Here is a 25,446-nt window from a genome sequence, read left to right on the forward strand (position 1 = left end):
AGATGCGGCGCGACGTTTGATGCCCGACAACCGGCATCGAGCGTGGTCGCGCCGCAGTTCCGGCGCGAACCCCTTCGATGAGATCATCCCTTGATAGTTTCCACGATGACTGCCGGCGGCGCTCGCATGAACTCGGCCCAATACTCGCGATCATCGACCCCGTCATCAGCGGGTGACAGCTCTAATGCGCGCACCTGGAAATCTCGAAAGCCCGCCGCGCGAAACGCCGACTCATAAGTCGAAATCGGCAGGTAATAATTCTCGACTTCCAGCGTGGCGTCGTCCAGGTGGGCGCGCCACTGAATCGGGGCGCCTTCATAAACGCGGTCTTCCAAAAGAATCTCGAAACCGTATCGACGATAGTCGCCACGGGGCTGAAACGAGTACAGATCCGGATTTGTGGTAAAGGTGACAAATCGGCCACCCGGTCTCAGCCACGAGGCGATGCCGCGGCACATCTGCGCGAGTTCCTGACGTTCGCGCACGTAGACCAAGAGCCATGCAGCGACCCCCAGATCGAAGTCTTTGCCTAGCGCTACTTCACGCGCGTCATGAACAATATATTCGATGCCTAGCGGGTTGGACGCCTCCTGCGCGCGAGCCAATTCGATCATCCGATCGGAGACATCGAATCCCACGACCTTCGCGGCTCCTCCCTGGCGCAGCCGACGAGTGAAGTAACCTTCACCGCACGCCATGTCGACGACGGTCTTGTTAGTGAGGTCGCCGATGAACCTGAGGAACGAATACGCTTCAATTCGTTCCCGCCACGGCTGCTTCTTGGCTTGCTGATACTGCTGTGCGACTTCGCCTTCATTGTAATCTGTAGTCATGCCCTGACTCCCGCTTTAGCTGGGATTGGCCGGATGGGCGCCAGTTCGGGTCCGACTCTTCCCGAATTTGCCGCGTTCGACAAGACCGCGCTGTCGCAAAAACCGCCGCGTGAGCGCAGGGAGGTAGACGGCCGACAGTGGTCGGCCTCGTGATACGCCAACCACTCTTGCTTCCGCAGCTGCTATGTTACAATGCTGAGTTTTCCGGCATTGAAATTGACAGAGAATGGCTCAACAGAGCCATTTTGCTAACGTCGCACATTTCATAATTTGCGTACTATCGCGAGGTTTACCGCTTCGCTGTTGACTCGCGACATAAAAGTCGATTGTGCGCCCGGCTTTGTTGCTCTTGAGTTGCTATTCATCACCTTTTTGGAACAGCGTCGGGAACGTCAAGCATCAAACAGTCGATCGCATCAGGGAAACGTGAATGATGTACGACATGGCCATCATCGGCGGCGGGCATAACAGTCTCGTTTGCTCCGCCTATTTGGCGATGGCAGGATTCAGGGTAGTCGTGCTCGAACAACGCGCGGTCGTTGGTGGCGCCGCCGTCACGGAAGAGTTCAGCCCCGGCTTTTTCAATTCGGTCGCATCGTACGCTGTTTCTCTGTTGAACCCGAAGATCATTCGCGATCTCGATCTTGCCGGTCATGGTCTGCGCATTGTCGAACGTCCGATATCAAACTTCTTACCATTGGACGATGGCGGCTTCCTGAAGGTTGGGGGAGGCCAGACCAAACGGGAGGTCGCGAAGTTCTCGACGCGAGATGCAGATCGTCTCGACGATTATCAAGCCCGCCTGACGGCTGTCGCCGATGTCCTGCGCGCCACTGTGCTCGAAACGCCCCCGAATGTCGTTGAGGGCCGCCCATTGTCCGCGATCGCCGAATGGATCAAAGCCGGCAGGATCGGCAACAGAATTCGGGCCCTTGGACTCGACCTGCAGCGGGATCTTTTAGATCTCTTCATGGGCTCCGCCGGCGATTTTCTCGACGGTTGGTTCGAAAGCGCACCCATCAAGGCGGCGTTCGGCTTCGACAGCGTCGTCGGAAATTATGCGAGTCCCTATGCGTCAGGCTCGGCCTATGTTCTCCTGCATCATTGTTTCGGCGAGGTAAACGGCAAGAAGGGCGTCTGGGGCCATGCTATCGGCGGGATGGGCTCCATCACGCAAGCCATGGCTAAGGCCGCCGTCGCCCATGGCGTGGAAATCAAGCTTTCGACTCGGGTCCGCCGGGTGATTATCGAAAATGGACGCGCGGTCGGCGTTGAGACAGAAGGGGGCGAAGCGATTCGCGCCACGGCGATCGCCGCAGGAATTAATCCTAAGCTGCTTTACCTCGACCTCGTAGAGTCGTTCACCTTGCCTGATGGATTTCGGCAGGGGATGGAAAAATGGCGTTGTGGTTCGGGCACGTTTCGCATGAACGTCGCGCTTTCCGAACTACCGGACTTTAGCGCCTTGCCTGGACGCGCATGTGCGGAGCACCACGCTTCAGGAATCATCATCGCGCCCAGTCTGGGCTACATGGAGCGCGCCTATTTTGACGCCCGTTCATTTGGGTGGTCGCGCCGCCCGATCGTCGAATTGGTCATCCCTTCCACGCTCGACGGCACGCTCGCGCCGCGGGGACAGCACGTGGCGAGCCTTTTCGGCCAGCATGTCGCGCCGAAGCTGCCCGATGGTTCATCATGGGACGATCACCGCGAAACGGTCGCCGATCTGATGATCGAGACGGTCGATAAATATGCGCCGAATTTTCGGCGCTCGGTATTGGCGCGCCAGATATTGTCGCCTCTTGACCTCGAACGTTCGTTCGGCCTCGTCGGCGGTGACATATTCCATGGATCTCTCGATCTGCGCCAGATTTTCTCGGCGCGCCCGATGTTGGGCCATGCGAATTATCGGGGGCCAATCGAGGGTCTTTATTTGTGTGGCTCGGGAGCTCATCCGGGAGGCGGAGTCACAGGCGCGCCAGGACATAATGCTGCTCGCGAAATCCTGCGCGATCTCAAGCGTAAGCGTTTCGTCCGGAAGCGATGGCTAGAGAGTGGCCCAATTCCCCATTTGCCACGTTAGGCTCCCTGTTCCGTCAAAATAGTTTTCTGCTTGCGGCTGAGGGAATTTGCTCCCCGCTGTAATGGGGCGCCGCCTCAGCTGACACAGCGGCGCTTCTGGCGTTCTTCGGCGAAACAACAACATTTGTCGAGGGGCGAAGGGCGTCGCTCGCCAGCCCGGCGTGCGAACCGATCGCTCCGGCCACGCCGTAAAACGCCGTCATTTCTTTCTGACGTAAATCCACACGCAGCCGGGGCACGCGTCGGCGATGGCGGAGTCAGACCGGGCTCGGTCCCTTGCCAGTGTGAGCGAGGAGCGCCAAAGTCCCAATCGCATGAGTTCGCTCCGCACCTTTCGCACACGTTTGGCGGACAGCTTTTCAGACTTTGCCGAGCGTTCTCCAGCGGCGCTATGCGCCCCGATCGAAACATGCACTCCCGGATAGGCTTTCACTACTCGCGCAACGCGTTGCAGTTCTTCGCGCGCCGTCGAGCTCAGCGCCGCAGTGCCGGCAGCAAAAGCTACCCCAGCGAGATCGAATTGCGCCCCCTTGGCGGGACCGTGTTCAAGAAACGCGCGCAGCCGATCCTCAATGCCTGGCGCCATGGAATTTTTCGTCGTCGCGCCGTCTCTTTCCGGATTCTCCGCCGGCGGCGGCGCCGGGGCTTCTTCAGCTGAGTTCGCTTCGCGAGGCTCCGCCACGCTGACAGGCGGGGGCGCCGGGGCTTCTTCAGCTGAGTTCGCTTCGCGAGTGGATGGCTCCGCCATACTGACAGGCGGCGGCGTGTAGGATTGCTGATCAGATACAGAACCGCCGCCGAGGTTTGGTGGAGCGCCCGGCGTGAACAACCAGGAAAGTCCACACACGACGGCGAAGCTGACTGCAACGCCGAGCGTTATCGCAACGGGATGCATGCCCTTCTCGACGTTGGGCTGCGAATCCCCTTCACGTAAAGCCGCATGCGCGTGCTGGCTTTGCGGGAGCTCTCCGGTGTAATGGCGCCACACCCACGCCTCCGGCGCGCCTCTGTCTCGGGTGGCGTTGCGTCCGATTGCGAAATTCGTGTCCATCGGCGTCCTCGAAGCGCACAGCTGTGCTGACGTTGCCTTCCGCCCCCATGTCGTTCTTGCATTTTGCCGGAGACTCGAACTTAGGCGTTCGTCGAATCAGCATGAACGATAGAAGAGTCCGGTATCTTCGATTTTCTCTTCAGCGCCCCTCGAGAGTAACGTTCATGCGATACATGCGCGTTTCTGCACTATGTCCCGCCGGTTTTCGCCGGACGAAGACTGGGCGCCATACAACCTTCGGATTGGCTCGTTCCTCCGTCGCTTTGGCGAGCCGTTTCCATCCCCGCAGTGAACAGCCCGGCGTATGCGCTGCACGCGCCGTTTGGCGTTGACGTCCTTTTCAAAGACGTTGGCGCCACGTGGCAACGCCGCGGGATTGGCTCTACGGTGGGGGCCCCGCTCAACGGAATTTCGGACACATGGAAGCCTTCATTGATTACCCGCTCAGCGTCATTTTCTTGACAAGCCTGATCCTTCTCGTCGGCGCGAGTGAAATTGGCCGCCGTTTCGGCGCGCGTTCGCCAGAGGGAGCCGGCGCCAGCATCGCGACACTGGAGGCGGCGATGTTGGGGCTTCTCGCGCTGATGTTGGGCTTTACGTTCGCTATGGCGTTGTCGCGTTTCGACGCGCGGCGCGACGCCATCTTGCATGAGGCGAACGCCATCGGCACCGCCGCGCTACGCGCGCGTCTATTGCCCGCGCCATATGGCGCCGAGAGCCTGAGATTGTTTCACGATTATGTGCAGATTCGACTGGACCTCGCGACCCGTGTGCCGACTCCCGCCGAACTCGCCGCCGCGATCGCCCGTTCAAACAGGATCCAGGAGGGTCTCTGGCGGCAGATCAAAGCGGCCTCGGCGAAGGATAACGCGATGGTCCCCACCGGCCTTTATATTCAGGCGCTGAACGAAATGTTCGACGTCCAAGAAATTCGACTGACGGCGGTTCGAAATCATGTGCCGATCGTCGTCGTGTTTTCGCTTTACGGCATCGCCATGGTGGCGTTGGCCTTCACCGGATACGCCAGCGGAATCGAGCGGCGGCGGCCACGATTTCCGGTATATCTGATGTCGCTGCTCATCGCCGGCGTGATCCTGCTGATCCAGGATATCGATCGCTGGGGCATCGGCTTTGTGACCGTCAGCCAGCAGCCGATGATCGATACGGCGAAGGCGATCAACGGTTATTCCGCCGACGTCCAAAGCGAGAAGTGACTGACCTAGGGTTTTCTGAACCGGATATGAAAGAATCCGTTGGGCTTTGACGGCGTGTCGAGCGCCGGACGCGAATGTTTCGTCGGCGATCATGGCGCGCGTGCCGCTCCGGGCCACGGACAGCGGCGATCGCTGAGGCCGAGAGACGCCGTCAGTTGCGGCAGAGAATTTCAGCAAAAAAATTCCTGTTTGGAAGCGCCCTGTCCGGCGCCTCGAACATCGAACGCGGAAGGCCGTAAAGGTCGTCGTAATAGGCGTCGAGGCGCTTGTTGATCTGACGGTTGTAGTCCGGGCGGACAAACAATGTTTTTCCGCGCGTAAAGCGCTGCGCTTCGCCGTCGCGCACGACGAGCTGGCCGTCCTTGAAGACATAGGCTGCGTTGCGGAACATCGCCGCTTTGTCCCGTTGCGGCTTATACACCGCGATATCGGCGACCGCGCCCGCCCCGAGTTCTCCGCGATCGGTGAATCCGTAGAGCTTGCGTGGCGCGGCGCGCGTCATCACGGCGATTTCATATAAAGTGTATTCCCGCTTGATCGACGGCAAGCTGGTCATTTCCAACACCTCCGCCGGCAAGCGCGACATCCACTGCGCACGTTTGTCGGCGCCCATCAGCAAGGCGAAAACTTCCGGGTAGGTCGTAAAGGGCGCGCCGTTTGGATGATCCGTCGTAAAGAACACGCGCATCGGATCTTCGGTCAGCAGGAATAATTCTAGACCCGCAGCCCATTGCACCGCGTTATAAAAATCCGAGACGCGATAGGAATAGGGCACCACGCCCAAGCCGTTGGCGTCGCCGTCGAAGATCACGCCTTTCTTCGGACGACCGGCGGGCAGGCTGTTCAACTGTTTCATGACGTCGGTGGAGATCGTCACCGTGTCGGCAAACATCACTTGGCCGACGTCCATGGTGACATTCTTGTTGGCGTTGATCTTCTCCGCGAATTGCGCGGCAGCGGACGAGAAACCGTTCTTTCCGTCTTTGCCATAGGCGTAGAACTGCGCGTGCGCGAGATGGAGCGGCGCGCCCTGCGCCGCGTCGATGGTGCCAAGCGCGGTTTCGATGTTTCCCGCAAGCCCGAGATTGCTCATGTGCAAATGCAGCGGGTGAGGTATCCCGGTGGCCGCCACCGCGCGCTGCAAGCGCGTAAAAATCTCGCGCGCAGAGACGCCATATTCCGGCACCTTGTCGTCCAGCGAGAAAGAGCGAAGATTTTGCTTGCAGGCGCAAACCCCGCCGGGATTTGCGCATTTGACGCCAATCGCCCGCGTCGATTCGAGCGTCGCGCCGATGTAATCGACAATGGCTGTGTCGCCTTCCCGATCGCGAAGGATGCTCAAAAGAAAATCGTCATTGCCGAGAACGGTCAGAAAGCCTTTGTCGATGATCGGAATGTCCGCGAGCTCGAGATGCGCATGCAAAGCGTGGTGGGGCAGGACGGCGGGTTCAATGGCTGTGGTGTAGCCTAACTGAGCGTACAGGCGGCCGGTCTCAAAAGCCGTCCAACCAGCTTCGGAAAGCGGCGTTCCCCGCGGACGGGGACGATGCGCGCGGTGCGACTCCGGCATCAAGAGCCGCGCCGTGTTCACGCCCCCGCCGGCGATATGCGAATGGACATCGATCGCGCCGGCCATGACGATATGCCCGGCGATGTCATATTCCTGGTCCGCCTCGCGGCCTTGTGGCGGCGCAATGATGTGGCCGTCCTCGAACCAGAGGTCGCCTAAAGCGTCGGTTCCGTTGACGGGATCGATGACGTGACCACCGCGAAGACAGGTCAGCATGGCATCTCCTTCGAAAGCGGAACGCGCCTCATGTCGCTGCGTGGGCGCCCGTGCTACGAACGCACTTCGGAATCGTCCAACGCTTTCTCGACTTCGGCTTCGTGCGCCGGCGTGTGCAGTTCGGCCTCGTCTTTCGGCAGCAGATGACGCGGCAGAAAAAATCTGTTGGCGATCAAAGTCGGAATGATCGCCGTGCCGATGATCGCTGCGACGAGCGTCGAATACTGCCCCTCGTCGATGATCTTGTTGGAGAGTCCGAAGAGCGCTGAAATCGTGCCGAAGGTCAGACCGGACGCCATCAGCAGAGTCGTGTACATCGCGTCCTTGTGCGGCGACTTAAAGGCTCTGGCGACGGGATAGACGCTGACGATCTTGGTCGCGATCTCGACGGCGATGAGAGCGAACACGCCGAAGGGCGCCATCACGACGGCGGGAATCGACACGAAATAGCCTGCGCGGATGAAGTAGAACGGCGTGAGCAGGCCAATGGTGATCGCGCGGAGGCGCTTGACCAGCGCGGCATCGCGCCCGACGCTTCCGGCGAGCGCCATGCCGACGAGATAGGCTGGCAGAACGGCTTCGCTCCCTGCCCAGACGGCCAGAGCGCCGAGCGCCATCAACCAGAAAAGCAAGAATTTCGCTTCGAATTCCGAAGGCTTGCCGCCAAAGCGCGCGTAGGCGCGCGGCGTAAGGATCGGCAGGCCGAAGAATGCGGCCGCGAGCGCGACCACGAGCAATAGCGTCTTCCAGGTGAAGGGCGCAAAGACGAGCCCGAGAGTCACGACAGTGCCAAGGTCGGTAATGAAGCAGGCGGCGAGAATCGTCTTGCCAAACCCGACGCGATTGAAGCCGTATTCCATCATGACCGTGTAGACGACCGCGACCGATGTGGCTGCGAGCGCGATGCCGGCGAGAAGCGCGGGGGAACTTTCCCAGCCGAGCAGATAATGCGCCGCCGCCCAGCACCCGATCGCCGGCAGCAGGAAGCTCGCGACGCCAATGGCGGCGGCTTCTTTCCACTTCATCCGAAAAACATCAGGGTCGAGTTCCGCGCCAGCAAGGAAGGTGAGGAATATCGCGCCAATGCCGGCGAGCGCTTTCACCCACGGCTCTTGAACGGAGAAAGCCGCGTAGCCGCCAACGGCGGCGAGGATCGAGCCCGCCACCATGCCGACGATAATTTCCACCAACGCCGTCGAAAAGCGATAGCGATGCGCGATCAGACTGGCGATCAGCGCCAGACCAAACACCATCGCGACTTGGGCCCAAATCTCCGCCATGTTCGTTCCTTCCCGATTTTTATTCGCTTTATGAGTGTGGGCCATAGTCAATAGATTGCGGACGGCGTTCCACTCAGGTCTTGTGCGCCACAAGGATCGCGCCGATCCCGATGAGGCCAACGCCGAGCCAGTTTCCGAGGGACAGTCGCTCTCGAAGCAACAGCGCTCCGAATATCGCCACCAGCACCACGCTCAATTTGTCGATCGGCGCAACCTGGGATGCATTCCCGAGTTTCAATGCGCGAAAATAGCAAACCCAAGACGCGCCCGTCGCGAGGCCCGAGAGAAGCAGGAACGCGTAGCTGCGGGCGGAGATCGAGTCGAAGCGTTGCCACTGGCTCGTCGCTCCAAGGAAAGCGGCGAGCGCGCAAAGGATGACAATCGTGCGGATGAATGTCGCGAAGTCAGAATTGACGTTTTCGATTCCGATTTTCGCGAAGATCGCCGTGAGCGCGGCGAACGTCGCCGACAAAAACGCCCAGAACTGCCAAGAACCCAGGACCTGGCTCATGCCCCAACCTCCTCTTTCAGCAGCTTTCGACGATGCGCCGACGCTCGTTCGTTCTCATTGCTTCGTTGCGCGCCGTATCCAGGACTCTTCAGTCGCGTCTGCGCTTGCGCGCCATCGCCGCCGCGCGAACTCACCCGAGAACTGAGCGCAACGATCGGTTTTGCGGTGCGGCGCCGATGGCCGACATCGCCCGCGACGCTTGCCGAAGAAGAGGGCGGAACGCGTCGGCAAGCAGAATGGCCGATGGCGAGCGTCACCATGCTCGGACCTTTCCGACGCGCGCTCGGCGACAGGCTTGGGTCGGAAAATCGAGAAATAAGGGCGGATTCAACACAGACTCCTGACGTGCAAGCGCAAGCAGGAGTCATCAGCCCGGAGGGCGGTTACATGGCGAACTCCATCGCCAAAGGCGGAGTATTCAAAGCCAGCTAGGCCTTGTCAACTGACGACCGCCCTGACCGCGGACGCAATGACCGCGGTGGCGTTGGCCGATCCCGCCTCGACCTCGAAGCGAAGCTACCCGACGCATTCGAGAAAGCGCCGTTGTTGGCGCCGGTCGCGCGGCAAGGCCTTGCGCATTGATCGTCGCCGATGTGAATAGCTCTCCCGAGCGACGTTCCACGCCGGTTCGCTTGGCCGCGATGGCGACGGAACGGCCGGCGGCGTTTTTCCGGGAGGCGTCAAAATGGGCGGGGTCGCATGGGGAGCGCCAGGACTGGCGCCCACCTGGTCGTCAAGCGACAAGGACTTCGTGACAACGGCGCATGGCGCTGCGCGGCTCTGGGCGACTGTTGGCCATGGGATCATCAATGAGGTCTACTGGCCATCGACAGGCCAGCCGCAACTTCGCGACCTCGGCTTTTATCTTCTCGGCGAGAACAGCTGGGCGGATCTCAAGCGCATCAATCGCTATCGACTGTCCCGGCCCAAGCCTTATGTGCCGCTTCTGACGATCGCGCACTCGGGCGATGACTATCGGCTCACCTTGGAACTTCTGCCCGACCCGCGCCGCGACGTTCTGCTGATCCGCTTCGACGTCGAGGGCCCCTATCGTTTGGCGATCGTCGCCGCCCCCCACCTGGGTGAGAATGGAATCGACAACAGCGCCTGGGTCGAAGATGGCGCGCTCGTCGCAACCGCCGCAGGCGCGTCGCTCTGCGTCGCGGCTGATGCGCCGATGGTCGATCTGAGCGTCGGATACGTCGGCGCGACCGACGGATGGCAGGACCTCGCGCGTCACGGCCGGCTCACATTCGACTTTTCCGCTGCGCCACATGGCAATGTCGCCATGTCGGGCTCTTTCGCCGATGCGAAGGGCGTCATTGCGCTGGGCTTTGCGCCGGGCGTAAACGGCGCGCGCACGCTTGCGCTGTCGGCGCTCTCAGAGGGCTACGAACCGATAAAAAACGAGTTCCTCGACGGTTGGCAGCGATGGGGAAGCCGACTTGATCTTCCGGCGCCGGACGCCGGCCTCGGCGAGGAGGCGCTGATTTCAGCCACGGTGCTCAAATGCCATGAGGACAGGATGTTTCCTGGCGCCGTCGTCGCCAGCATGAGCACGCCCTGGGGCAATCACACGGATACGCTCGGCGGCTATCATTTGGTCTGGACGCGGGATGCGACATTGGCCGCTTTCGCCCTCATCGCCGCGGGGCAGATCGAGGACGCGCGGCGCATTCTCGCCCATATGATCGCGGTCCAGATGCAGGACGGACGTTGGCCGCAGAACTATTTTCCCAGCGGCAGGCCGTTCTGGACGGGATTTCAGCTCGATGAGACCGGCTTTCCGATTCTGCTTGCGGCGAAGCTGCGGGAATCCGGACGCCAGGACTTGCCGGGCGTCGGGGAGATGGCGCGTCGGGCGGCCGGCGCGATGGCGAAATGGGGCCCGTCGAGCGAGCAGGACCGGTGGGAGGAGAACCCGGGGATCAGCGCTTTCACGCTCGCGGTCGTGATCGCTGCGCTCGTCGCCGCGGCCCCCTGGCTCGATGACAGCGAGCGCGACTATGCGCTCGACCTCGCCGACGACTGGAACGAACGCATCGAGCACTGGTGCTACGTGTCCGGGGCGCCTATGGCGATAAGGACAGGCGTCGCCGGCTATTACGTGCGTTTGGCGCCGCCGGAGAAGGACGGCGGCCTGACTGGCCGGGTTCAGCTGCGCAACCGCGAGGGCGAAACCATCGACGCCAGCGCGCTCGTCGCACTCGACTTTTCCTGGCTGGCGCGGCTCGGGCTGCGTGCGGGAACCGACAGCCGGATCCTCGACACGATCAAGGTGGTCGATGCGGTCCTGAAGACGGAGACGCCTGCCGGCGCCGCATATCGCCGCTATAATGACGATGGGTATGGCGAATATGACGACGGTCGCCCCTATGACGGCAATGGCGTCGGGCGCGCCTGGCCGCTTCTCGCCGGCGAGCGCGGCCATCTCGCGCTGGCGGCCGGAGAGGATCCGATCGAATATCTGCGAACGATCAGCCGAAGCGCCAGTTCCGGCGGACTTCTGCCCGAACAGATATGGGATGCGCCGCCGATCCCGGAACGGGGCCTGTTTCCTGGACGGCCGACCGGCGGCGCCATGCCGCTCGTCTGGGCGCATGCGGAGTTCTTGAAACTGCTGATTGCTCGTCAGCAGAAGCGTCCGGTGGAGCGGCTCGCCTGCGTCGAGCAGCGTTACGGCGCAGGCGCGCGGCGCGCGCGCCGAACGCGCTGGCGCAACGAGACGCCGGTCGCGAGCCTTGAAAAGGGCCGCACGCTGCTGATCGAGGACCGTCGCCCGTTCACCCTCCATATCGGCTGGGACGGCTGGAGCGACGTCGAGGATATGGAATCGGAGCCGCTTCCCTTCGATCTCTGGGGCGTGGCGATCGACCCCGACCGTTATCAAGGGCGGGCGCGGCTCGACTTTACGCGTCGCTATGGCGAAAGGTGGGAGGGACGGGATCACTGCGTCGAATTTGTCGACGGGCCGCAGGCGCACACGCTTGTGCACCGTGAGACGCGGAAACCATGATCGGGGCGCCGGTTCGTCGTCATCACGAAGATTTCGGCGCCGACGCTTCGCGCTGTTCGAGGTTCGGCGTTCGGCCATCGTTGCGGCGTGAGCGCGCTCGCCAGAGCGACGATGCGCGTCTACCGCGCCGCAACGCGGCAGACATTCGCGCAGCGAGCCGATCTTTGCGTAAATCTGTTCCGCCAGCGCCAGAGCGACGCGCCTGTAGGCGTCGCCGCTCACCAATACCTACCGCAGGGATGAAATCCTGTTTACAGTGAACCTTTCGCCGCTTTAAATCCAAATTGCATCGGCACGAACTGGCGCAATCGGACTCACCAGATCGCGGGGCGTAGCGACGACCATGGCGCATCCGATCGAAGACTACGCGCTCATCGGCAATTGTGAAACGGCGGCGCTGGTCGCCCGCGACGGCTCGATCGACTGGCTGTGCTGGCCGCGTTTCGACAGCGACGCCTGTTTCGCCGCGCTGCTGGGCGCGCCTGAGCATGGTCGATGGCGGATTGCGCCCGCCGATCCGGCGGCAAAGATCACGCGGCGCTATCGCGACGACACATTGATCCTTGAGACTGAGTTCACGACCGACGCCGGCGTCGTCGCGCTCATCGACTTCATGCCGCTTCGCGACGACGGCGAGCCCTCGCAGATTGTCCGGCTCGTCGAGGGGCGCCGTGGCCAGGTCGCCATGTCGTGCGAGCTTATCTTGCGCTTCAGCTACGGCTCGTCCGTGCCATGGGTGACGCGTCTGAAAGGCGGCGGATTGCGCGCCATCGCCGGGCCAGACATGGCGGTGCTGCACACGCCCGTCAAATTGCACGGCGCCGATCTCAAGACAGTAGGCAAATTCGTCGTTTCGGAAGGAGAGACGACGCCCTTCGTCCTGAGCTATGGCCGGTCCTACCGGGACGCGCCGGCGGAGCCGATCGATCCAATCCTGGCGCTCGACGACACTGAGAAGTTCTGGCGCAAATGGTCGGCAAGCTGCCAGGACACTGGCAAGTGGTCTCACACAGTGCGTCGTTCTCTGATCACGCTTAAGGCGCTCGCTTTTCGTCCGACCGGCGGCATTGTCGCGGCGCCGACGACCTCGCTGCCCGAACAGCTCGGCGGATCGCGCAATTGGGACTATCGCTATTGTTGGTTGAGAGACGCCACCTTCACCTTGTTGAGTTTGATGAATGGCGGCTTCTATCAGGAAGCGCGGGACTGGCGGGAATGGCTGCTGCGCGCCGTCGCCGGCAGCCCGCAGCAATTGCAGATCATGTATGGCATCGAGGGCGAACGGCGGCTGACCGAATTGGAGCTGCCCTGGCTGCCCGGCTATGAAGGCGCATCGCCGGTGCGGATTGGCAATGCGGCGTCAGGTCAAGTGCAGCTGGACGTCTATGGCGAGGTCATGGATGCGCTCTATCAAGCGCGCCAAGGGGAACTCGGCCCGCTCAAGGCCTCTTTCGACCTGCAACGCGCGATACTCGACCATCTCGCGACGATCTGGAGCGACCCGGATGACGGGATTTGGGAAGTCCGGGGCGGGCGCCAGCACTTCGCCTATTCCAAGGTCATGGCCTGGGTCGCATTCGATCGCGCCGTCAAGCTGTCTGAGGGGTTCGGCCTTACGGGTCCCGTCGATCGCTGGAAACAGCTGCGGCAGGAGATCCATGACGATATCTGTCAAAAGGCGTTCAACGCCAAAATCGGCGCCTTCGCTCAGTCCTATGGCGCCGACACGCTCGATGCGAGCGTGCTGCTAATGCCGCTGGTAGGCTTTTTGCCGGCAAGCGATCCGCGCGTGAAAGGAACGCTCGCCGCGATCGAGCGCAACCTGATGGCCGATGGTTTTGTCATGCGCTACGACACGCAGGCAAGCAAGGATGGATTGCCGCCAGGGGAAGGCGCTTTCCTCGCCTGCAGCTTTTGGTTCGTCGACAATCTCGTGCTGGCGGGCCGCCAGAAGGAAGCGGAGCAGATGTTCGAGCGACTCTGCGGACTCTGCAACGACGTCGGATTGCTCTCCGAGGAATATGATCCGCGCGCGAAGCGCCTGATCGGCAACTTCCCTCAAGCTCTGTCGCACATCGCCTTGGTCAATAGCGCTCACAATCTGTTTCTCGCGGAAAATTCGCTCAAACAGCGCGCCGGCCATTGTTCAGGAGCAAAGTCGACGACGACTCTGGCGCAAGCTCTTCGATGATCGGACCAACGTCTTCGAAGACGGCGTTCGCGCTCATGCGTCCGTTGCCGCCTGTCGATGATCGCTGAAACGCAACCGTTTGCGTCGAATGTCGATCGGGCGTCGGCGCGCACGCGTTCATCGGCAGGCGCATGAGCCGTGATCAGGCGGCGGCGTCTTTGCTCATCAATATGAGCATATGGCCATCGGGGTCGCGGACGCAGGCGGCGCGTCGGCCGTCCGCAAGCGCGACGACGCGCTCGGAAACGAAATGTGCTCCCGCTGCGCCGAGCCGCGCAACGAGCGCATCGAGGTCATCGACCTCGTGAACCTGCCGGACGGACGCTGCGTCCTGGGCGCAAAGCGGCGCGGCAAGGGCACGGCCGCGCGGCGCGCGATAATGCAGCAGCTCCACATGTGGCGTCGCGACGCTGGCCGGCTCCAGGGCCACGACATCCACCTCCACGCCGTCGAGGCCGTCGAGCCGGTCCTGCGTCTCGCCGCGATTGAGCGTGCGCCCGCCGACGCGCAGGCCGAGCAGTCCGACATAGAAGGCGAGGCTGCGGTCGAGATCGAGCGTCGAAATCGCTGTGTGGTCGTAGCCGATTACGCCTGATCCGGTCCGTTCCCGCCAGATTGTCGCGCCGACTCCGTCAGGAAATTCTATGAGTTCGAGCGGATGGCCTTCCGGATCGCGAAATTTGAAGGCGGTCACGCTTCCTGTGCTTGGCGGCAGCAGGACCGGTCCGCCGCGGCTGACCCTGTCCGCGCCGCCTGAAAGAAGCGGTTGCGCCGCCATCTCGATGGCGCGGCAGACGAGCGCGACATGCTGGAACCATTGATCGTTGGCGGCGCGTTCGGCGGGGTAGGGGGCGCCCGGCGGATCGAACGCGACGATTTCGAGCGTCTGCGCGCCGACGCGCATGTCGCACGCGCGCGCCGTCGTCTCTGGCCGAAGTCCGAGCAGGCGGCGATGGGCGGGATCGTCAAGCGTCCGCTCCGGCCCGGCTTCGAAACCGAGCGAATCGCGAAAATACGCCGCCGCCTGCGGCAGATGTTCGACGGTGAGGCTGACGTTGAGCAGCCGCGTCACCGGCATGACGACGACGCCTCGACGCCACAGGCCGCAACCCGCGCGCCCTTGATCGATGCGGTCGCGGTCGGCAAAAATCCGCTGGCCGTCATCACGAAGATCAGCCCGCCGACGAGGCCGAAATTCTTGAAGAAATCCCAGATGTGAGGATAGCCCGCGCTCTGAGGCGACCAGAAGCGCGGATAGGTCCAGAACGCGTGATAGACGAGGCCTGTAACGGCGCAATAGCCGGCCAGCACGAAGGCCGCGAGGCCGTCGTAAAAGCCGAACACGATCATCGGCGGCGTCAGCGCCTCGACGATCATCGCCAGGATGAGGAGAATCGGTCCGCCAGGCAGCCAGCTCGACGTCGCCTGTTTGAGCGCGCCGTCCCAGTTAATGATCTTGTCCAGGCAGCTGAACGGAAAAATCCATACGATGAAAATGCGCGCCAGAGTCGGCGCAACGTCGTTCACGAGCCAGTCCATTCGCCAGCCTCCTCGTTCCCGCTATGATCTGGGACCTCAGTCTTCGACGAAGCGCGCGCGCGGCGCAAGTCGTGGCCGATAGACAAATACGGGAGAGCGGCGATGAGCGAGTCGACAAACGTGAGCGAAGAGGCCGGCTTCGTCGCCTGGGCGGACGCCTTTCATGGCGTCATCGGTGCGCGCTTTCAGCGGCTCCTGCTGGCGGAGACGAACGCGCATGAGGGGCCGGTCTATGTGGCGGCCGATCACGCGCTCTATTTCACGACGACGCCCGAGGCGGGATTCAAGAACGTCCATGTGCGGCGCGTCCGGCTTTCGGGCGACGCCTTTCCCTTCCGATCGGGCGCGATCGAAACCGTGCTGGAAAACGCCAATATGGCGAACGGCATGACGCTCGGCAGCGACGGCCGCCTTGTCGTCTGCGAGCAGGGAACGCGTGAAACTCCGGCGCGAATCAGCCGGTTCGATCCCCGTTCCGGAGCGATCGAAACAATTGTCGATCATTGGCGAGGCCTGCGCTTCAATTCCCCCAATGACGTGGCAATCGCAAGCGACGGCGCGATCTGGTTCACCGATCCCGATTACGGCCAACTTCAAGGATTCAAAGGGCCCGCGGAAATTGGGGCCTATGTCTATCGTCACGATCCCGTCTCGGGCGAGACAAGCGTCGTCGCGGATGATTTCAACAAGCCGAACGGTCTCGCCTTTTCTCCCGACAGATCGGCGCTTTACGTCACCGACAGCGGCGCGGATCAGGCGAGCGGCGCGCTTGTCCCCAGCCTGCCGCATCATATCCGCGCATTCGACGTCGCCGGCGGGCGGCGTCTGTGCAACTCCCGTCTGTTCGCCGTCGTCAGTCCCGGCATACCGGACGGGATCAAATGCGACGCGCATGGCCGCGTCTATGTCTCGTCCGCGACAGGCGTGCAGGCGTTCTCGGCGGAGGGCGAATTGCTGGGCGAGATCATGGCTCCCGGCGTCGCGAACTTCACGTTCGGCGGGCCCAATAACGATGTGCTGTTTATCCTCGCTGATACGCGGATCTGGCAGGCCGCGCTGACAGTCGCGGGCGCCGTTTAGAGCGCGCCGCCAAAGAAGCGGGAACCGGCTTTTTGCGCAGAGCGCGCTCTCAATTTTGGAATCGATCACGTTATCTGCATTGGGCGATTCCGCCCGAATGCAGCGTGATCCGGCGGTTCACGCCGCGGCGAGGTGCTGGCCCAGCCGTAGCCCCCAGGCATAGATGGTAAGCGAAGGGTTGACGCGGCTCGAGCGCGGCAAGGGCGAGCCGTCGCCGACATAAAGCCCTTCCAGACCGTGCACCTTGCCATGCGCATCGACCACGGAGGCGGTAGGATCGGCGCCCATGACCATGCTGCCGAGCGCATGAGAGGTGGTTGCGATCCCCGTATATTTATCGAAGCCAATGAGGCCGGCCTCCAACAGGCGAAGCCGCCAGTCCTCGACCATCGCCTCATGCTCGCGCTGCGATTGTATGATCCGATCGAGACGATAATCGAGCGTCGGAGGCTCTCCTGATCCGCCGGATATGATTCGGTTCTCCGGCGACGAGCCGTCCTCGGTCGTCGCCCAGAACCCGATGGCGCGCCTGCCAAAGAACCGGTCGAGGAACTGCGGCAGATGCGACGGTTCGAGCGCGGCGAGCATGTCGCCGTCCATCCAGCCGAGACATTGCATGGAGGAGTGGGGATAGCGCTCGTTGAAGAACACGGCGGTCTTACGCAGCACGTCATGATCCGCGAAAGGCGAAAAGCCCATGATCGCCGAATTAATGTGCATTTTGAAATTGCCGCCGATCAGCTGGTCGCAGGGGAGGCGCAGCCCATTCGCGCGCAGGTAATCTTGAAGAATGCGCGGGCTCGTCATCGCGCCGGCGGCGAGCACGATCCTGTCCGCCTCATGGCGCGCGCCGCTCACGCATTCGACGCCGACGATCCGATTCGGATCGTCCGACGCAGCAATGAGACGGATGACGGGATCGCCGGCGATGAGCGTGAAGTTCGGCAAATCCAGAACGCGATCGATGAGGTTGCGCTCGGCGTCAGATTTGTAGCCGGATGGCGAGGCGAAGCCGTCGAAATGTTTGGCCTCTTCGGGGCTGGACAGGATGGCCTTCGACAATCCGAGCGGCAGCGATTCGGGCTTCCAGCGCGAGTCGGCCGCGACGATCCTGTCGATGATGGACTGGAGTTCGGGCTCGTTGGCGAACGTCGTAATTTCGAGGAGAGCGCTCGCCTCGTCGTAAAACGGCGCGAGCTCCTCGTAGCCGAATGGCCAGCCGAGCAAGCTGAAATTCGGTTCCGCCTCGAATTCCTCCGGGCGAAAGCGAAACAGCGCCGCGCCGTACCACTTCGTCTTGCCGCCGACGTTATAAAATTCGGAAGGCGTGAACGCATGCCCGTGGCCGTCGCTCCAGGCGTCATGATTCTTGAACGCGCCGTTGACGAACACCTCGCGGACGTCCAGCGTGGAGGCGTCGCGCGGGAGAAACGGGCCCTTTTCGACAACGAGCACGCGTTTGCCGGCCTTTGCGAGCCTATAGGCGGCCGCTGCGCCGCCTGCGCCGCTGCCGATGACGATGACATGATGCGTCTCCGTAGCGATTTGCGCCTCCCAGATGTCAATACGTCCGAACCTGCGCGCAGCAACGTTGCGCTTGCCGGCGACGATGTCTAGGCTCGCCGGCAGCCAGCGTCCATTCGGACACCGATCTGCGCCATGGGATTAGAATCGTCGCTTTGGCGCAGCCAGACTCGTCAGATGGAGCATACCACATGCCCTTGCGCAACAAGGTCGCGATCGTCACAGGCGGCAACAGCGGAATCGGCCAGGCCATCGTGCTTGCGCTTGCAGGCCAGGGAGCGAAAATCGTCATCGATTATATCGTCGACGAGCAGGCGGTCGAGGGCCTCGAAGCGGAGATCGCCAAACTTGGCGGACAGGCGATCGGCGTCGATGCAGACGTCTCGAAACCGGCGGAAATTCAAAAGCTGGTCGACGCCGCGGTGCAGGCGTTCGGCCGGCTGGACATCATGGTCAACAACGCCGGCGTCGAAACGCGCTCCTCGATCCTCGACACGACCGAGGCGCAATATGATCGCGTGATGGACGTCAATCTCAAAAGCGCGTTCTTCGGCACGCAGATCGCCGCCAAGCAGATGATTGGCCAGGGCGGCGGGGGCCGGATCATCAACATCACCTCGGTGCATGAGGACTGGCCGATGCCAGGCAATACGCCGTACTGTCTCTCCAAGGGCGGCATGCGCATGCTCAACCGCACCGCCGGAGTCGAACTCGGGCCACATGGCGTATCGGTCGTCGGCGTCGGCCCCGGCGCGGTCGCAACGCCGATCAACGCCTCGACGATGAACAATCCGGGTCTGCTCGCTAAGCTCGACGCCGCGATTCCGCTCGGACGCATGGCGCGGCCCGAGGAAATCGCCACGCTTGTCGCCTTTCTGGCGGGCGACGGCGCGAGCTATCTGACGGCGACGACCATTTTCGCGGATGGCGGATTGATGCAAAGCAGCGTTGGGTTGTGAGACGCGGCGGGAGGCAGGTTTGGACAAGATTCAATCGCGGGGACGCCTCATCGCCGGCGTGTCGTACGACATTCCCGGCATGGGCTACAAAAATCCGAAGACAGGCCGGATCGAAGGCTTCGAGGCCGATCTTGCGCGGGCCATGGCGCAGGCTTTGCTCGGAGATTCGGATCGCGTCGATCTCCATCAGGTAACGGACGAGGGGCGCATCGAGGCGCTGCAGCGAGACCAGGTCGATGTCGTCATATCGCAGCTCACCATCACGCCGGCGCGCGCGCGCGAGGTCGATTTCACGACGCCCTATTACGTGACGCATGAGGCGATTCTTGTTCCATGCGACAGCGACATCAAGCAGTTCGAGGATCTCAAAGGGAAACGCATTGCGGTGACCGCCGGCTCGGTGTCCGGGATTAGAATGCGCGCGGCGCTTCCCTCTCTGCCCGGCGCGACGCTCGTGGTCACACCGCTCAGTTCGGGAAATCTCGAGGCGATCGAGAAGGGCGACGCCGATGCGGCGTCGAACGACATGATCAACCTGACGCTGCTGCGCAAAGGCGCTGCGGACCCCGATCGTTACTAGATCATCGACATCGGCGACCGCTTCGATCCCAAGCCGTTCGGCATGGCGGTCAAGTAAGGCGAGGCCGAGCTGCTGGAGCGCCTGAACGCGTCGATCGATGCGCTCAAGGCGGAAAAGCGGATCGACGCGCTGCTTGCGGCTGCGCTCGCCAGCGTCGGCCGCGGGTAAAGCGAAAATCTCGATGCTTGGTTCGTCGATTACGGTTCTTCTGCCGGTCTTTTTCGTAATTGCGCTCGGCTATTGGGCTGGCCGTTCCAAGCAATTCGATATGGACCAGGTGAAGGGAGTCAATAATCTTGTCGTGGAGTTCACCCTGCCGGCGCTGATGTTCGTCGGCATCGCCACGATGACGGTGGACGCATTGCTCGCGCAATGGTCGTTCCTGTTCATGCTGTTTTTAGGCTTCGCCGGATCCTTTCTCCTCACGCTGCTCGTCAGCGTCGGCCTGTTGCGCCGCTCGCTTGGCGAAGCGGCGCTGCAGGCGAGCTCGGTGAGCTTTCCGTCGGTCGCCTTCATGGGCTTTCCAATTTTCGATGGTCTATTCGGCCGCACGAGCCTCGAGCCGGTCTCGAGCGCGAATGTGATTGGCGTGCTCGTCATTATCCCGGCGACGGTCGTTCTGCTCGAAATCGATGCGCTTCGGTCGGGCTGCGGACCGGCCGGCGCAGCGCGGCCGAACATCTCTATCGCCCGGACCATCGGCGCTGCGCTGATTCGCAGCCTAACCAAGCCGGTCGTCTGGGTGCCGCTCGCCTCATTCGGCTTGATCCTGCTGGACATCCGACTGCCGAATGAAATGGTCGACATGGCGAAGCTGATCGGCCAGACAACGTCCGGCGTCGCGCTGTTCGCGGCGGGACTCGTTCTCGCCGCCTATAGGCTCACGCTCACCGCAGAGGTCATCGGCAACGTCGTCGCCAAGATGATCATCCAGCCGATCGGCGTCGCGCTCCTCGCCTTCGCATTTGCGCTGCCGCAAACGCTGGCCCATGAGTCGATCCTGATGTTCGCGCTGCCGACCGCCGCCTTCGCGGCGCTGCTCGCGCCGCATTACGGGCGCTACGAAAGCGAGAGCGCCTCAACGCTGATCCTGACGACGTTGGCGATGATCGTGTGCGTGCCGCTCGTCATTGTCCTTCTGGGCGAATGAACGGACGGACAAAGCCGGTTCGTAGATCATCCGTTCCCGCATAACTGAATTGTGCAAATCGGCGTGGGCCCGGGCGCCGATCGTGCGATAGGGCCCGACTGGGTCTCTTCCTTCTTAACCCATTGATTCTATATGTGCCGTAATACCCCGAAACGCCGCAAACAGCGGCGATTTTCGAAAAATTCGCCGAGCGCGCCGGCACAACCTTGCGGAAACCATTCAGCAAGAATTCAGAAGCGCAGCTTGGTTAAGTCATCCGGGGGTATTATGCCGGGACACGCCGCGTGGCGCCCCTGTTAGGAGACTCGCCCGAACTTAAAATTGCTGCGCAAACACATCGCCCACAACAGAAACCATAACTTCATCAAGGCGCTCGAATGCAATTTCGTGGAAGATCATTATTTATCGGCCTTGCTTGTTTCGCATTTGCTCATTTTTCAGTGAGCGTCGCGATCGCGCAGCAACCTGACGTCAAGAAATATGGCGCTTGGGAAATTCAATGCGCATCGCAGTCCAATGGCAAGGCGTGCGCCCTGGTCCAAAAGAAGGTGTCGGAGGAGCAGCCGAGCGTCGGCATCATGGTGGCGATCAGAAAAGCGCCAACCATGCCGAATGGAGCGATCCAGATTTTCGCTCCGCCGAAGACGTTCTTGCTGGAAGGCGTGGGGATCAAAGTCGACTCGCATGAATTCGGAAAGCTGCCGTTCTTCAGATGCACGGAGATCACCTGCGCCGCCGAAGGCCCGATCAGCGACGACCTGCTCAACAAGATGCTCAACGGCAGAACGCTGCTGGTGACGATCTATCTCAATCCTGGCGAGGGGCTTCGCCACCTCGTTGCGCTCAACGGGTTTAAGGACGGCTACAAGGCGCTGAGCGAGTGAACGCCGAAGACCCGCTGGCGCTGAACGACGACGCCGACGCGTATCTGCGGCCGACGCGGATGACCCGCCGCAGGAATGAATCATGCGCCGGGCGTGTCGGCGACGCCGACGACATCCGGACGATCGCGCTTCTATGTCGCGACAACGCCGAGCCGCCGCTCCGAGGAGAGGTACCAGAGCACGCCGGCGGCCACTAGAAGCGCCGGCACGTCGCCAATGAGATGACCCGTCTCGTGCGCGTCTGAAATCGCTTGCGCCGCCATGATGCCGGAATGTACGACGCTCGACCAGATCGTGAAGGAGATCAGGCTCTTATTTTCCAAAGGATTGCGCGCAGCGGCAATCAAATAGACTCCAAGGACCGCGTAGATTCCGCAGATCATCTGAAAGTAATATTGGCCCTGACCGCCATGCCACCGCCATCCCGACGGCCAGATCAGGCTGAGGGGGTAGACCGTCAGGAAAACTACGCCGAATGCGACCAAGGCGATCTTAAGGAATTTTTCTCGTGTGGCGCTGCCCATGGCGAACCTCATTGTTGCAAGAGACCGGTTGGGCTTGCTGGAAGCCGATCAACCGACTGTGCGATATCTAGCGAGTAGCAATGTCCGCATGAATGATCGTTCGACCGCATTATATGACTGTTCGTCCAAACTTGCGGAGCAACTGAAATGGCGGATCCGCTGAATGACGTGCTTCGTTCGGTTCGCCTGCAAGGCGGCATTTTCCTCGACACCCGCTTTACAGCGCCCTGGTCCGTTTACACACGGGTCTGCAACGAGGACTGCCAGGCGTTCCTTGCGGCCCCGGCGCAGATCATCGCATATCACTTCATCATCGAAGGCGCCCTCTTCGTTAGCGTCGAAGGCGCGCCTGCGCTCCAGGCCCACGCCGGCGAAATTGTCCTTCTGCCCCGCAACGATGCGCACATTTTGGCCAGCGGCGCCGGTCTTGAGCCGAAGAATGCGCGCGACCTGATCCAACCGGCCGTGAGCGGCGGACTCGCCCGAATTTCCCATGGCGGAGGCGGCGACGGCGCTCATCTCATATGTGGCTTTCTCGCAAGCGAACAACTCTACAACCCTCTGATCGCCGGCCTGCCAAGAATCCTCAAGGTCGACGTCCGGCAAAGCACATCGCGCGACTGGGTGGAATCCTCGGTCCGGTTTGCCGCCAATGAGCTGATCGAGGGAAGACAGGCTTCGTCGAGCGTCGTGTCGCGGCTGTCCGAATTGCTTCTGGTCGAGGCAGTGCGCAATTATGCGGCGACGCGCGGAGATCAGGAAGTCGGCTGGTTGAGGGGCCTCGCGGATCAGCATGTCGGCCGCGCTCTGGCGCTTATCCACCGCAACATCAGCGACGGCTGGTCGGTGGAAGGCCTGGCGAAGGAGGTTGGGCTGTCCCGCAGCGCATTCGTCGCTCGCTTCACCGCATTGGTCGGCATGCCTCCCATTCGATATCTCACGCTCTGGCGGCTCCAAACCGCCAAGCTGAATTTGCGGGAGACGCAAACGACGATCGCTCAACTCGCGCGTTCCGTCGGCTACGAGTCGGAGGAAGCCTTCAGTCGAGCGTTCAAACGGGAGTTTGGGCTGTCCCCCACACGATGGCGAGATCAACCGATGTTGGACTGACGACCATCGATGGCGACCGCCAGCGAAGACGCCATCGCCGGGCTGTGGCCTAAACAACTTTTAGCCTGATTGATCATCTCTCCTTCATTCGGTTTGCTCCAGTGAGGAACTCCGATGAAATTCTTTGCTTGCGTCGCCGTCGCCGCGGCCGTCCTTTCCCTTGCCGGTTGTTACACGCCCCAGGACCGAGCGCTGGGCGGCGCGGCGATTGGCGGACTTGGCGGAGCTGGAATAGGGGCTCTCGCATCTGGCGGCCGCGCGGGCGGGACTCTCGCGGGCGCTGCGATCGGAGCGGCAAGCGGCGCGGCGGTCGGCGCATTGACGGCGCCGCCTCCGGGCCTGCCGCCGCCCCCTCCGCCTCCGCCGGCATGCGCGCAGTGGGATTATGACTATTACGGCAACGCCATGTGCGTGGCTTACTACTGAAGCGACGCCCGCCTCATTCAACAGATCTTCCGCATCGTGGCTCAATGCAGCGGTTGGAGGCGCACTGACATGCGTCGTCGCACGATCTCCGGTTTTGTTTCTTTCGCGTCCATCGCCTCTATCGCAATCGCCGGTCCGATCTTGCCGACGCCTGGGTCCGATGCGCCAATCGAATTGGCGAGCGACGACTCTCAGCGATGCCGGACGGACGCCGATCCGTGGCGGCCGCAGCGACGGTGCCGCGACGGCGGGGGCGATCACGGAGATCGCTCCGGCGAAGGAGGCTTTCGCGGCTGGACCGGCGCTTATGGCGGCTGGAATGGCGGCTATGGCGCCCAGCAGCGCGGCGACTGGGATGGTCGGAATTGAGCACGCGACGCCGGCTGCTTCGAGCTGATTGCTGAACGCGGGACGGTCGCAACGCCCACAGCCGCGAAACTCCCGCGCTCACTCAATATTCCCATTCAAGTCCGACGCCGACCGAGGTCTTGCCGTCCGCGCGCGTCTCGCTTTGGATGCGCACGCCCTTCGTCACGTCGACGCCGACATTCACAGCGCTTTGGGACGGATTCGGCCCGGTGCGCACGCCAACGTTGACGCCGCGCATGATGTAGCGCGAGGCGCCGACGGTCGGGCCGCTCGTGCCGCCGGCGTCGAGGTCGAGCGAGTCGACGCCAAGCGCCTTGCGCATTTTTTCGAATGCGTCGACGCCCGTCGCGGCGCCCGAAAACTGCGCGAGAGCCGCCGCGAGCTGCACGGCTTGCGAGGCCGTGAGCGAGCCGGACGCCTTGGAGAACAGGAGCCTCGAAAGAACTTCATCCTGCGGCAGTTCGGGCGTCGAGGAGAAAGTGAACGTCGGCTGCGACGCGGGGCCGGTCACCGTGATCCGCGCGGTGACGTCGGCGGCGGCCGCTTCGGCGGTAAAGTCGAGTTGCGGTTTCAGGCCGCCGGTGAAGGTCACCTTGCCACGGGTGATGTCGATGCGCTGCGTCAGCAACTGCAGCCTGCCGCGCTGCAGATCGAATCCGCCGAGGACGATAGGTTTCTGGATCGTGCCGCCGATTTTCAGATCGCCGCCGAATTCGGCGTCGATGCCATGGCCGCGCACAAAGATGCGATTGGGCGCGGAGATCGCGAGGTCGAGCGCGGCGTCGAAACTGGATTGTTTCCCCGCCTTTGCCTTCTGCTTGCGTTCGAGCGCAAGCATTTGCGCGGCGAATCCCTTGGCGTCGATATGCTTGGCGCCGGGCAGCGGCTTCAGCGCCCCCGGCAGCCGGTCGGGAACGCTGACGTCGAGGCTGTCGAGCTTGACGCTGCCCGCGACTTTCGGCGCGCGCGCCAAGGGGCCGCTGATCGTGAGATCGAGATCGCCGGTCGACGAGGCGATGTCCGTATTGGCGAGCAGCGCATTATGCGCCGTGACATGCAGCGAGGCGGGCAGTCCCGCGTCGGGCGCGACGTTCACGCGCCCTGTGACGGCGATCTGGCCGCCGTTCTTGGTTTGCGCGGTCAGCGACGCGATATTCAGATCGCGGCCGCGGCCTTCGAACCGACCCGTAATCTTCCCCAGGCTCACGCCGTTGAGCGGATCGTCGAAGGCGCCATTGTCGAGCGCGACGGTTCCGCCGATGATCGGACTGACGGCCGCGCCCGTGAGCTTAAGATCCACCGTGGCCTTGCCGGCGACGGTTAGATCGGAAGAGCGT

The 25,446-nt window shown here is 62.2% G+C and carries 22 protein-coding genes and 1 riboswitch; of the genes, 12 read left to right on the forward strand and 10 right to left on the reverse strand.

The features are described 5' to 3' along the window. Positions 1-83: 83 nt before the first annotated feature. Positions 84-833, reverse strand: coding sequence for a class I SAM-dependent methyltransferase (locus AB7F41_RS10090; protein WP_428406554.1), 750 nt, complete (start codon positions 831-833; stop codon positions 84-86). A gap of 430 nt (positions 834-1,263) precedes the next feature. On the opposite strand from AB7F41_RS10090, the gene AB7F41_RS10095 reads away from it, so the two are divergent. After that, positions 1,264-2,916, forward strand: coding sequence for a phytoene desaturase family protein (locus AB7F41_RS10095; protein ID WP_428406555.1), 1,653 nt, complete (start codon positions 1,264-1,266; stop codon positions 2,914-2,916). A gap of 198 nt (positions 2,917-3,114) precedes the next feature. Here the strand turns inward: AB7F41_RS10095 and AB7F41_RS10100 are convergent, their stop codons facing one another. After that, a complete protein-coding gene (locus AB7F41_RS10100; protein ID WP_428406556.1) occupies positions 3,115-3,966 on the reverse strand; it encodes an OmpA family protein in 852 nt (283 codons plus the stop codon). A 419-nt stretch (positions 3,967-4,385) separates the two neighbouring features. Here AB7F41_RS10100 and AB7F41_RS10105 point away from each other — a divergent pair, with 419 nt between their 5' ends. Beyond that, positions 4,386-5,180: a hypothetical protein gene (locus AB7F41_RS10105; protein WP_428406557.1), complete on the forward strand. Its 795-nt coding sequence runs from the start codon at positions 4,386-4,388 to the stop codon at positions 5,178-5,180. A 151-nt stretch (positions 5,181-5,331) separates the two neighbouring features. On the opposite strand, the gene AB7F41_RS10110 is transcribed toward AB7F41_RS10105, so the two are convergent. From AB7F41_RS10110 to AB7F41_RS10120, 3 genes are all read right to left on the reverse strand, one after another. Then, positions 5,332-6,966, reverse strand: coding sequence for a formylmethanofuran dehydrogenase subunit A (locus tag AB7F41_RS10110; RefSeq protein ID WP_428406558.1), 1,635 nt, complete (start codon positions 6,964-6,966; stop codon positions 5,332-5,334). Between the two features lie 53 nt (positions 6,967-7,019). Then, positions 7,020-8,246: a cation:proton antiporter gene (locus tag AB7F41_RS10115; protein ID WP_428406559.1), complete on the reverse strand. Its 1,227-nt coding sequence runs from the start codon at positions 8,244-8,246 to the stop codon at positions 7,020-7,022. A 73-nt stretch (positions 8,247-8,319) separates the two neighbouring features. Then, entirely contained in the window at positions 8,320-8,757 is a 438-nt protein-coding gene (locus AB7F41_RS10120; RefSeq protein ID WP_428385566.1) for an EamA family transporter, read from the reverse strand. 351 nt (positions 8,758-9,108) lie between these two features. Next, positions 9,109-9,171, reverse strand: a riboswitch (Fluoride riboswitch). A 271-nt stretch (positions 9,172-9,442) separates the two neighbouring features. Between AB7F41_RS10120 and AB7F41_RS10125 the strand changes: the two genes are divergently transcribed. Then, a complete protein-coding gene (locus AB7F41_RS10125; protein WP_428385567.1) occupies positions 9,443-11,773 on the forward strand; it encodes a glycoside hydrolase family 15 protein in 2,331 nt (776 codons plus the stop codon). 343 nt (positions 11,774-12,116) lie between these two features. Then, the gene (locus AB7F41_RS10130) at positions 12,117-13,964 is read left to right on the forward strand and encodes a glycoside hydrolase family 15 protein (RefSeq protein ID WP_428385569.1); all 1,848 of its coding nucleotides are present in this window, start codon (positions 12,117-12,119) and stop codon (positions 13,962-13,964) included. Between the two features lie 142 nt (positions 13,965-14,106). On the opposite strand, the gene AB7F41_RS10135 is transcribed toward AB7F41_RS10130, so the two are convergent. Beyond that, entirely contained in the window at positions 14,107-15,042 is a 936-nt protein-coding gene (locus AB7F41_RS10135) for a VOC family protein (protein ID WP_428385571.1), read from the reverse strand. After that, complete coding sequence (locus AB7F41_RS10140; protein ID WP_428385574.1) at positions 15,033-15,503, reverse strand: DoxX family protein; 471 nt, start codon at positions 15,501-15,503, stop codon at positions 15,033-15,035. Before AB7F41_RS10140 ends, AB7F41_RS10135 begins: the two co-directional genes overlap by 10 nt. Positions 15,504-15,605: 102 nt before the next feature. Between AB7F41_RS10140 and AB7F41_RS10145 the strand changes: the two genes are divergently transcribed. Next, positions 15,606-16,583 carry an SMP-30/gluconolactonase/LRE family protein gene (locus AB7F41_RS10145; protein ID WP_428385576.1) on the forward strand — a complete coding sequence of 326 codons (978 nt, stop codon included), beginning with the start codon at positions 15,606-15,608 and terminating at the stop codon, positions 16,581-16,583. A 117-nt stretch (positions 16,584-16,700) separates the two neighbouring features. Here the strand turns inward: AB7F41_RS10145 and AB7F41_RS10150 are convergent, their stop codons facing one another. Then, positions 16,701-18,212: an FAD-dependent oxidoreductase gene (locus tag AB7F41_RS10150; protein WP_428385592.1), complete on the reverse strand. Its 1,512-nt coding sequence runs from the start codon at positions 18,210-18,212 to the stop codon at positions 16,701-16,703. An 86-nt stretch (positions 18,213-18,298) separates the two neighbouring features. On the opposite strand from AB7F41_RS10150, the gene AB7F41_RS10155 reads away from it, so the two are divergent. The 4 genes from AB7F41_RS10155 to AB7F41_RS10170 all read left to right on the forward strand — a co-directional run bounded on the left by AB7F41_RS10155 (position 18,299) and on the right by AB7F41_RS10170 (position 21,680). Continuing rightward, entirely contained in the window at positions 18,299-19,066 is a 768-nt protein-coding gene (locus AB7F41_RS10155; RefSeq protein WP_428406560.1) for a glucose 1-dehydrogenase, read from the forward strand. Positions 19,067-19,085: 19 nt separating this feature from the next. After that, on the forward strand, positions 19,086-19,646 hold the full coding sequence (locus AB7F41_RS10160) for a transporter substrate-binding domain-containing protein (protein WP_428406561.1): 561 nt from the start codon (positions 19,086-19,088) through the stop codon (positions 19,644-19,646). A gap of 181 nt (positions 19,647-19,827) precedes the next feature. After that, entirely contained in the window at positions 19,828-20,796 is a 969-nt protein-coding gene (locus tag AB7F41_RS10165) for an AEC family transporter (RefSeq protein ID WP_428385581.1), read from the forward strand. Between the two features lie 440 nt (positions 20,797-21,236). Next, a complete protein-coding gene (locus tag AB7F41_RS10170) occupies positions 21,237-21,680 on the forward strand; it encodes an invasion associated locus B family protein (RefSeq protein WP_428385583.1) in 444 nt (147 codons plus the stop codon). 131 nt (positions 21,681-21,811) lie between these two features. On the opposite strand, the gene AB7F41_RS10175 is transcribed toward AB7F41_RS10170, so the two are convergent. Beyond that, positions 21,812-22,204, reverse strand: coding sequence for a DUF6632 domain-containing protein (locus AB7F41_RS10175; protein WP_428385585.1), 393 nt, complete (start codon positions 22,202-22,204; stop codon positions 21,812-21,814). Between the two features lie 147 nt (positions 22,205-22,351). On the opposite strand from AB7F41_RS10175, the gene AB7F41_RS10180 reads away from it, so the two are divergent. The 3 genes from AB7F41_RS10180 (at position 22,352) to AB7F41_RS10190 (ending at position 24,109) form a co-directional block, all read left to right on the forward strand. Next, positions 22,352-23,314: an AraC family transcriptional regulator gene (locus AB7F41_RS10180; RefSeq protein ID WP_428385587.1), complete on the forward strand. Its 963-nt coding sequence runs from the start codon at positions 22,352-22,354 to the stop codon at positions 23,312-23,314. Between the two features lie 114 nt (positions 23,315-23,428). Next, complete coding sequence (locus AB7F41_RS10185) at positions 23,429-23,740, forward strand: hypothetical protein (protein WP_428385589.1); 312 nt, start codon at positions 23,429-23,431, stop codon at positions 23,738-23,740. A gap of 69 nt (positions 23,741-23,809) precedes the next feature. Then, a complete protein-coding gene (locus AB7F41_RS10190; RefSeq protein ID WP_428406562.1) occupies positions 23,810-24,109 on the forward strand; it encodes a hypothetical protein in 300 nt (99 codons plus the stop codon). Between the two features lie 82 nt (positions 24,110-24,191). On the opposite strand, the gene AB7F41_RS10195 is transcribed toward AB7F41_RS10190, so the two are convergent. Continuing rightward, a partial coding sequence (locus tag AB7F41_RS10195; protein ID WP_428406563.1) for a translocation/assembly module TamB domain-containing protein occupies positions 24,192-25,446 on the reverse strand: 1,255 nt, incomplete at its 5' end.

The sequence above is a fragment of the Methylocystis sp. genome, from assembly GCF_050251305.1.
Lineage (GTDB): Bacteria > Pseudomonadota > Alphaproteobacteria > Rhizobiales > Beijerinckiaceae > Methylocystis.

Coding starts and splice junctions, on each gene's coding strand:
- AB7F41_RS10190 (WP_428406562.1), top strand. CDS start 23,810: ATGCGTCGTCGCACGATCTCCGGTTTTGTTTCTTTCGCGTCCATCGCC.
- AB7F41_RS10125 (WP_428385567.1), top strand. CDS start 9,443: ATGGGCGGGGTCGCATGGGGAGCGCCAGGACTGGCGCCCACCTGGTCG.
- AB7F41_RS10115 (WP_428406559.1), bottom strand. CDS start 8,246: ATGGCGGAGATTTGGGCCCAAGTCGCGATGGTGTTTGGTCTGGCGCTG.
- AB7F41_RS10090 (WP_428406554.1), bottom strand. CDS start 833: ATGACTACAGATTACAATGAAGGCGAAGTCGCACAGCAGTATCAGCAA.
- AB7F41_RS10175 (WP_428385585.1), bottom strand. CDS start 22,204: ATGGGCAGCGCCACACGAGAAAAATTCCTTAAGATCGCCTTGGTCGCA.
- AB7F41_RS10130 (WP_428385569.1), top strand. CDS start 12,117: ATGGCGCATCCGATCGAAGACTACGCGCTCATCGGCAATTGTGAAACG.
- AB7F41_RS10110 (WP_428406558.1), bottom strand. CDS start 6,966: ATGCTGACCTGTCTTCGCGGTGGTCACGTCATCGATCCCGTCAACGGA.
- AB7F41_RS10155 (WP_428406560.1), top strand. CDS start 18,299: ATGCCCTTGCGCAACAAGGTCGCGATCGTCACAGGCGGCAACAGCGGA.
- AB7F41_RS10095 (WP_428406555.1), top strand. CDS start 1,264: ATGATGTACGACATGGCCATCATCGGCGGCGGGCATAACAGTCTCGTT.
- AB7F41_RS10180 (WP_428385587.1), top strand. CDS start 22,352: ATGGCGGATCCGCTGAATGACGTGCTTCGTTCGGTTCGCCTGCAAGGC.
- AB7F41_RS10120 (WP_428385566.1), bottom strand. CDS start 8,757: ATGAGCCAGGTCCTGGGTTCTTGGCAGTTCTGGGCGTTTTTGTCGGCG.
- AB7F41_RS10100 (WP_428406556.1), bottom strand. CDS start 3,966: ATGGACACGAATTTCGCAATCGGACGCAACGCCACCCGAGACAGAGGC.
- AB7F41_RS10135 (WP_428385571.1), bottom strand. CDS start 15,042: ATGCCGGTGACGCGGCTGCTCAACGTCAGCCTCACCGTCGAACATCTG.
- AB7F41_RS10185 (WP_428385589.1), top strand. CDS start 23,429: ATGAAATTCTTTGCTTGCGTCGCCGTCGCCGCGGCCGTCCTTTCCCTT.
- AB7F41_RS10140 (WP_428385574.1), bottom strand. CDS start 15,503: ATGGACTGGCTCGTGAACGACGTTGCGCCGACTCTGGCGCGCATTTTC.
- AB7F41_RS10145 (WP_428385576.1), top strand. CDS start 15,606: ATGAGCGAGTCGACAAACGTGAGCGAAGAGGCCGGCTTCGTCGCCTGG.
- AB7F41_RS10165 (WP_428385581.1), top strand. CDS start 19,828: ATGCTTGGTTCGTCGATTACGGTTCTTCTGCCGGTCTTTTTCGTAATT.
- AB7F41_RS10105 (WP_428406557.1), top strand. CDS start 4,386: ATGGAAGCCTTCATTGATTACCCGCTCAGCGTCATTTTCTTGACAAGC.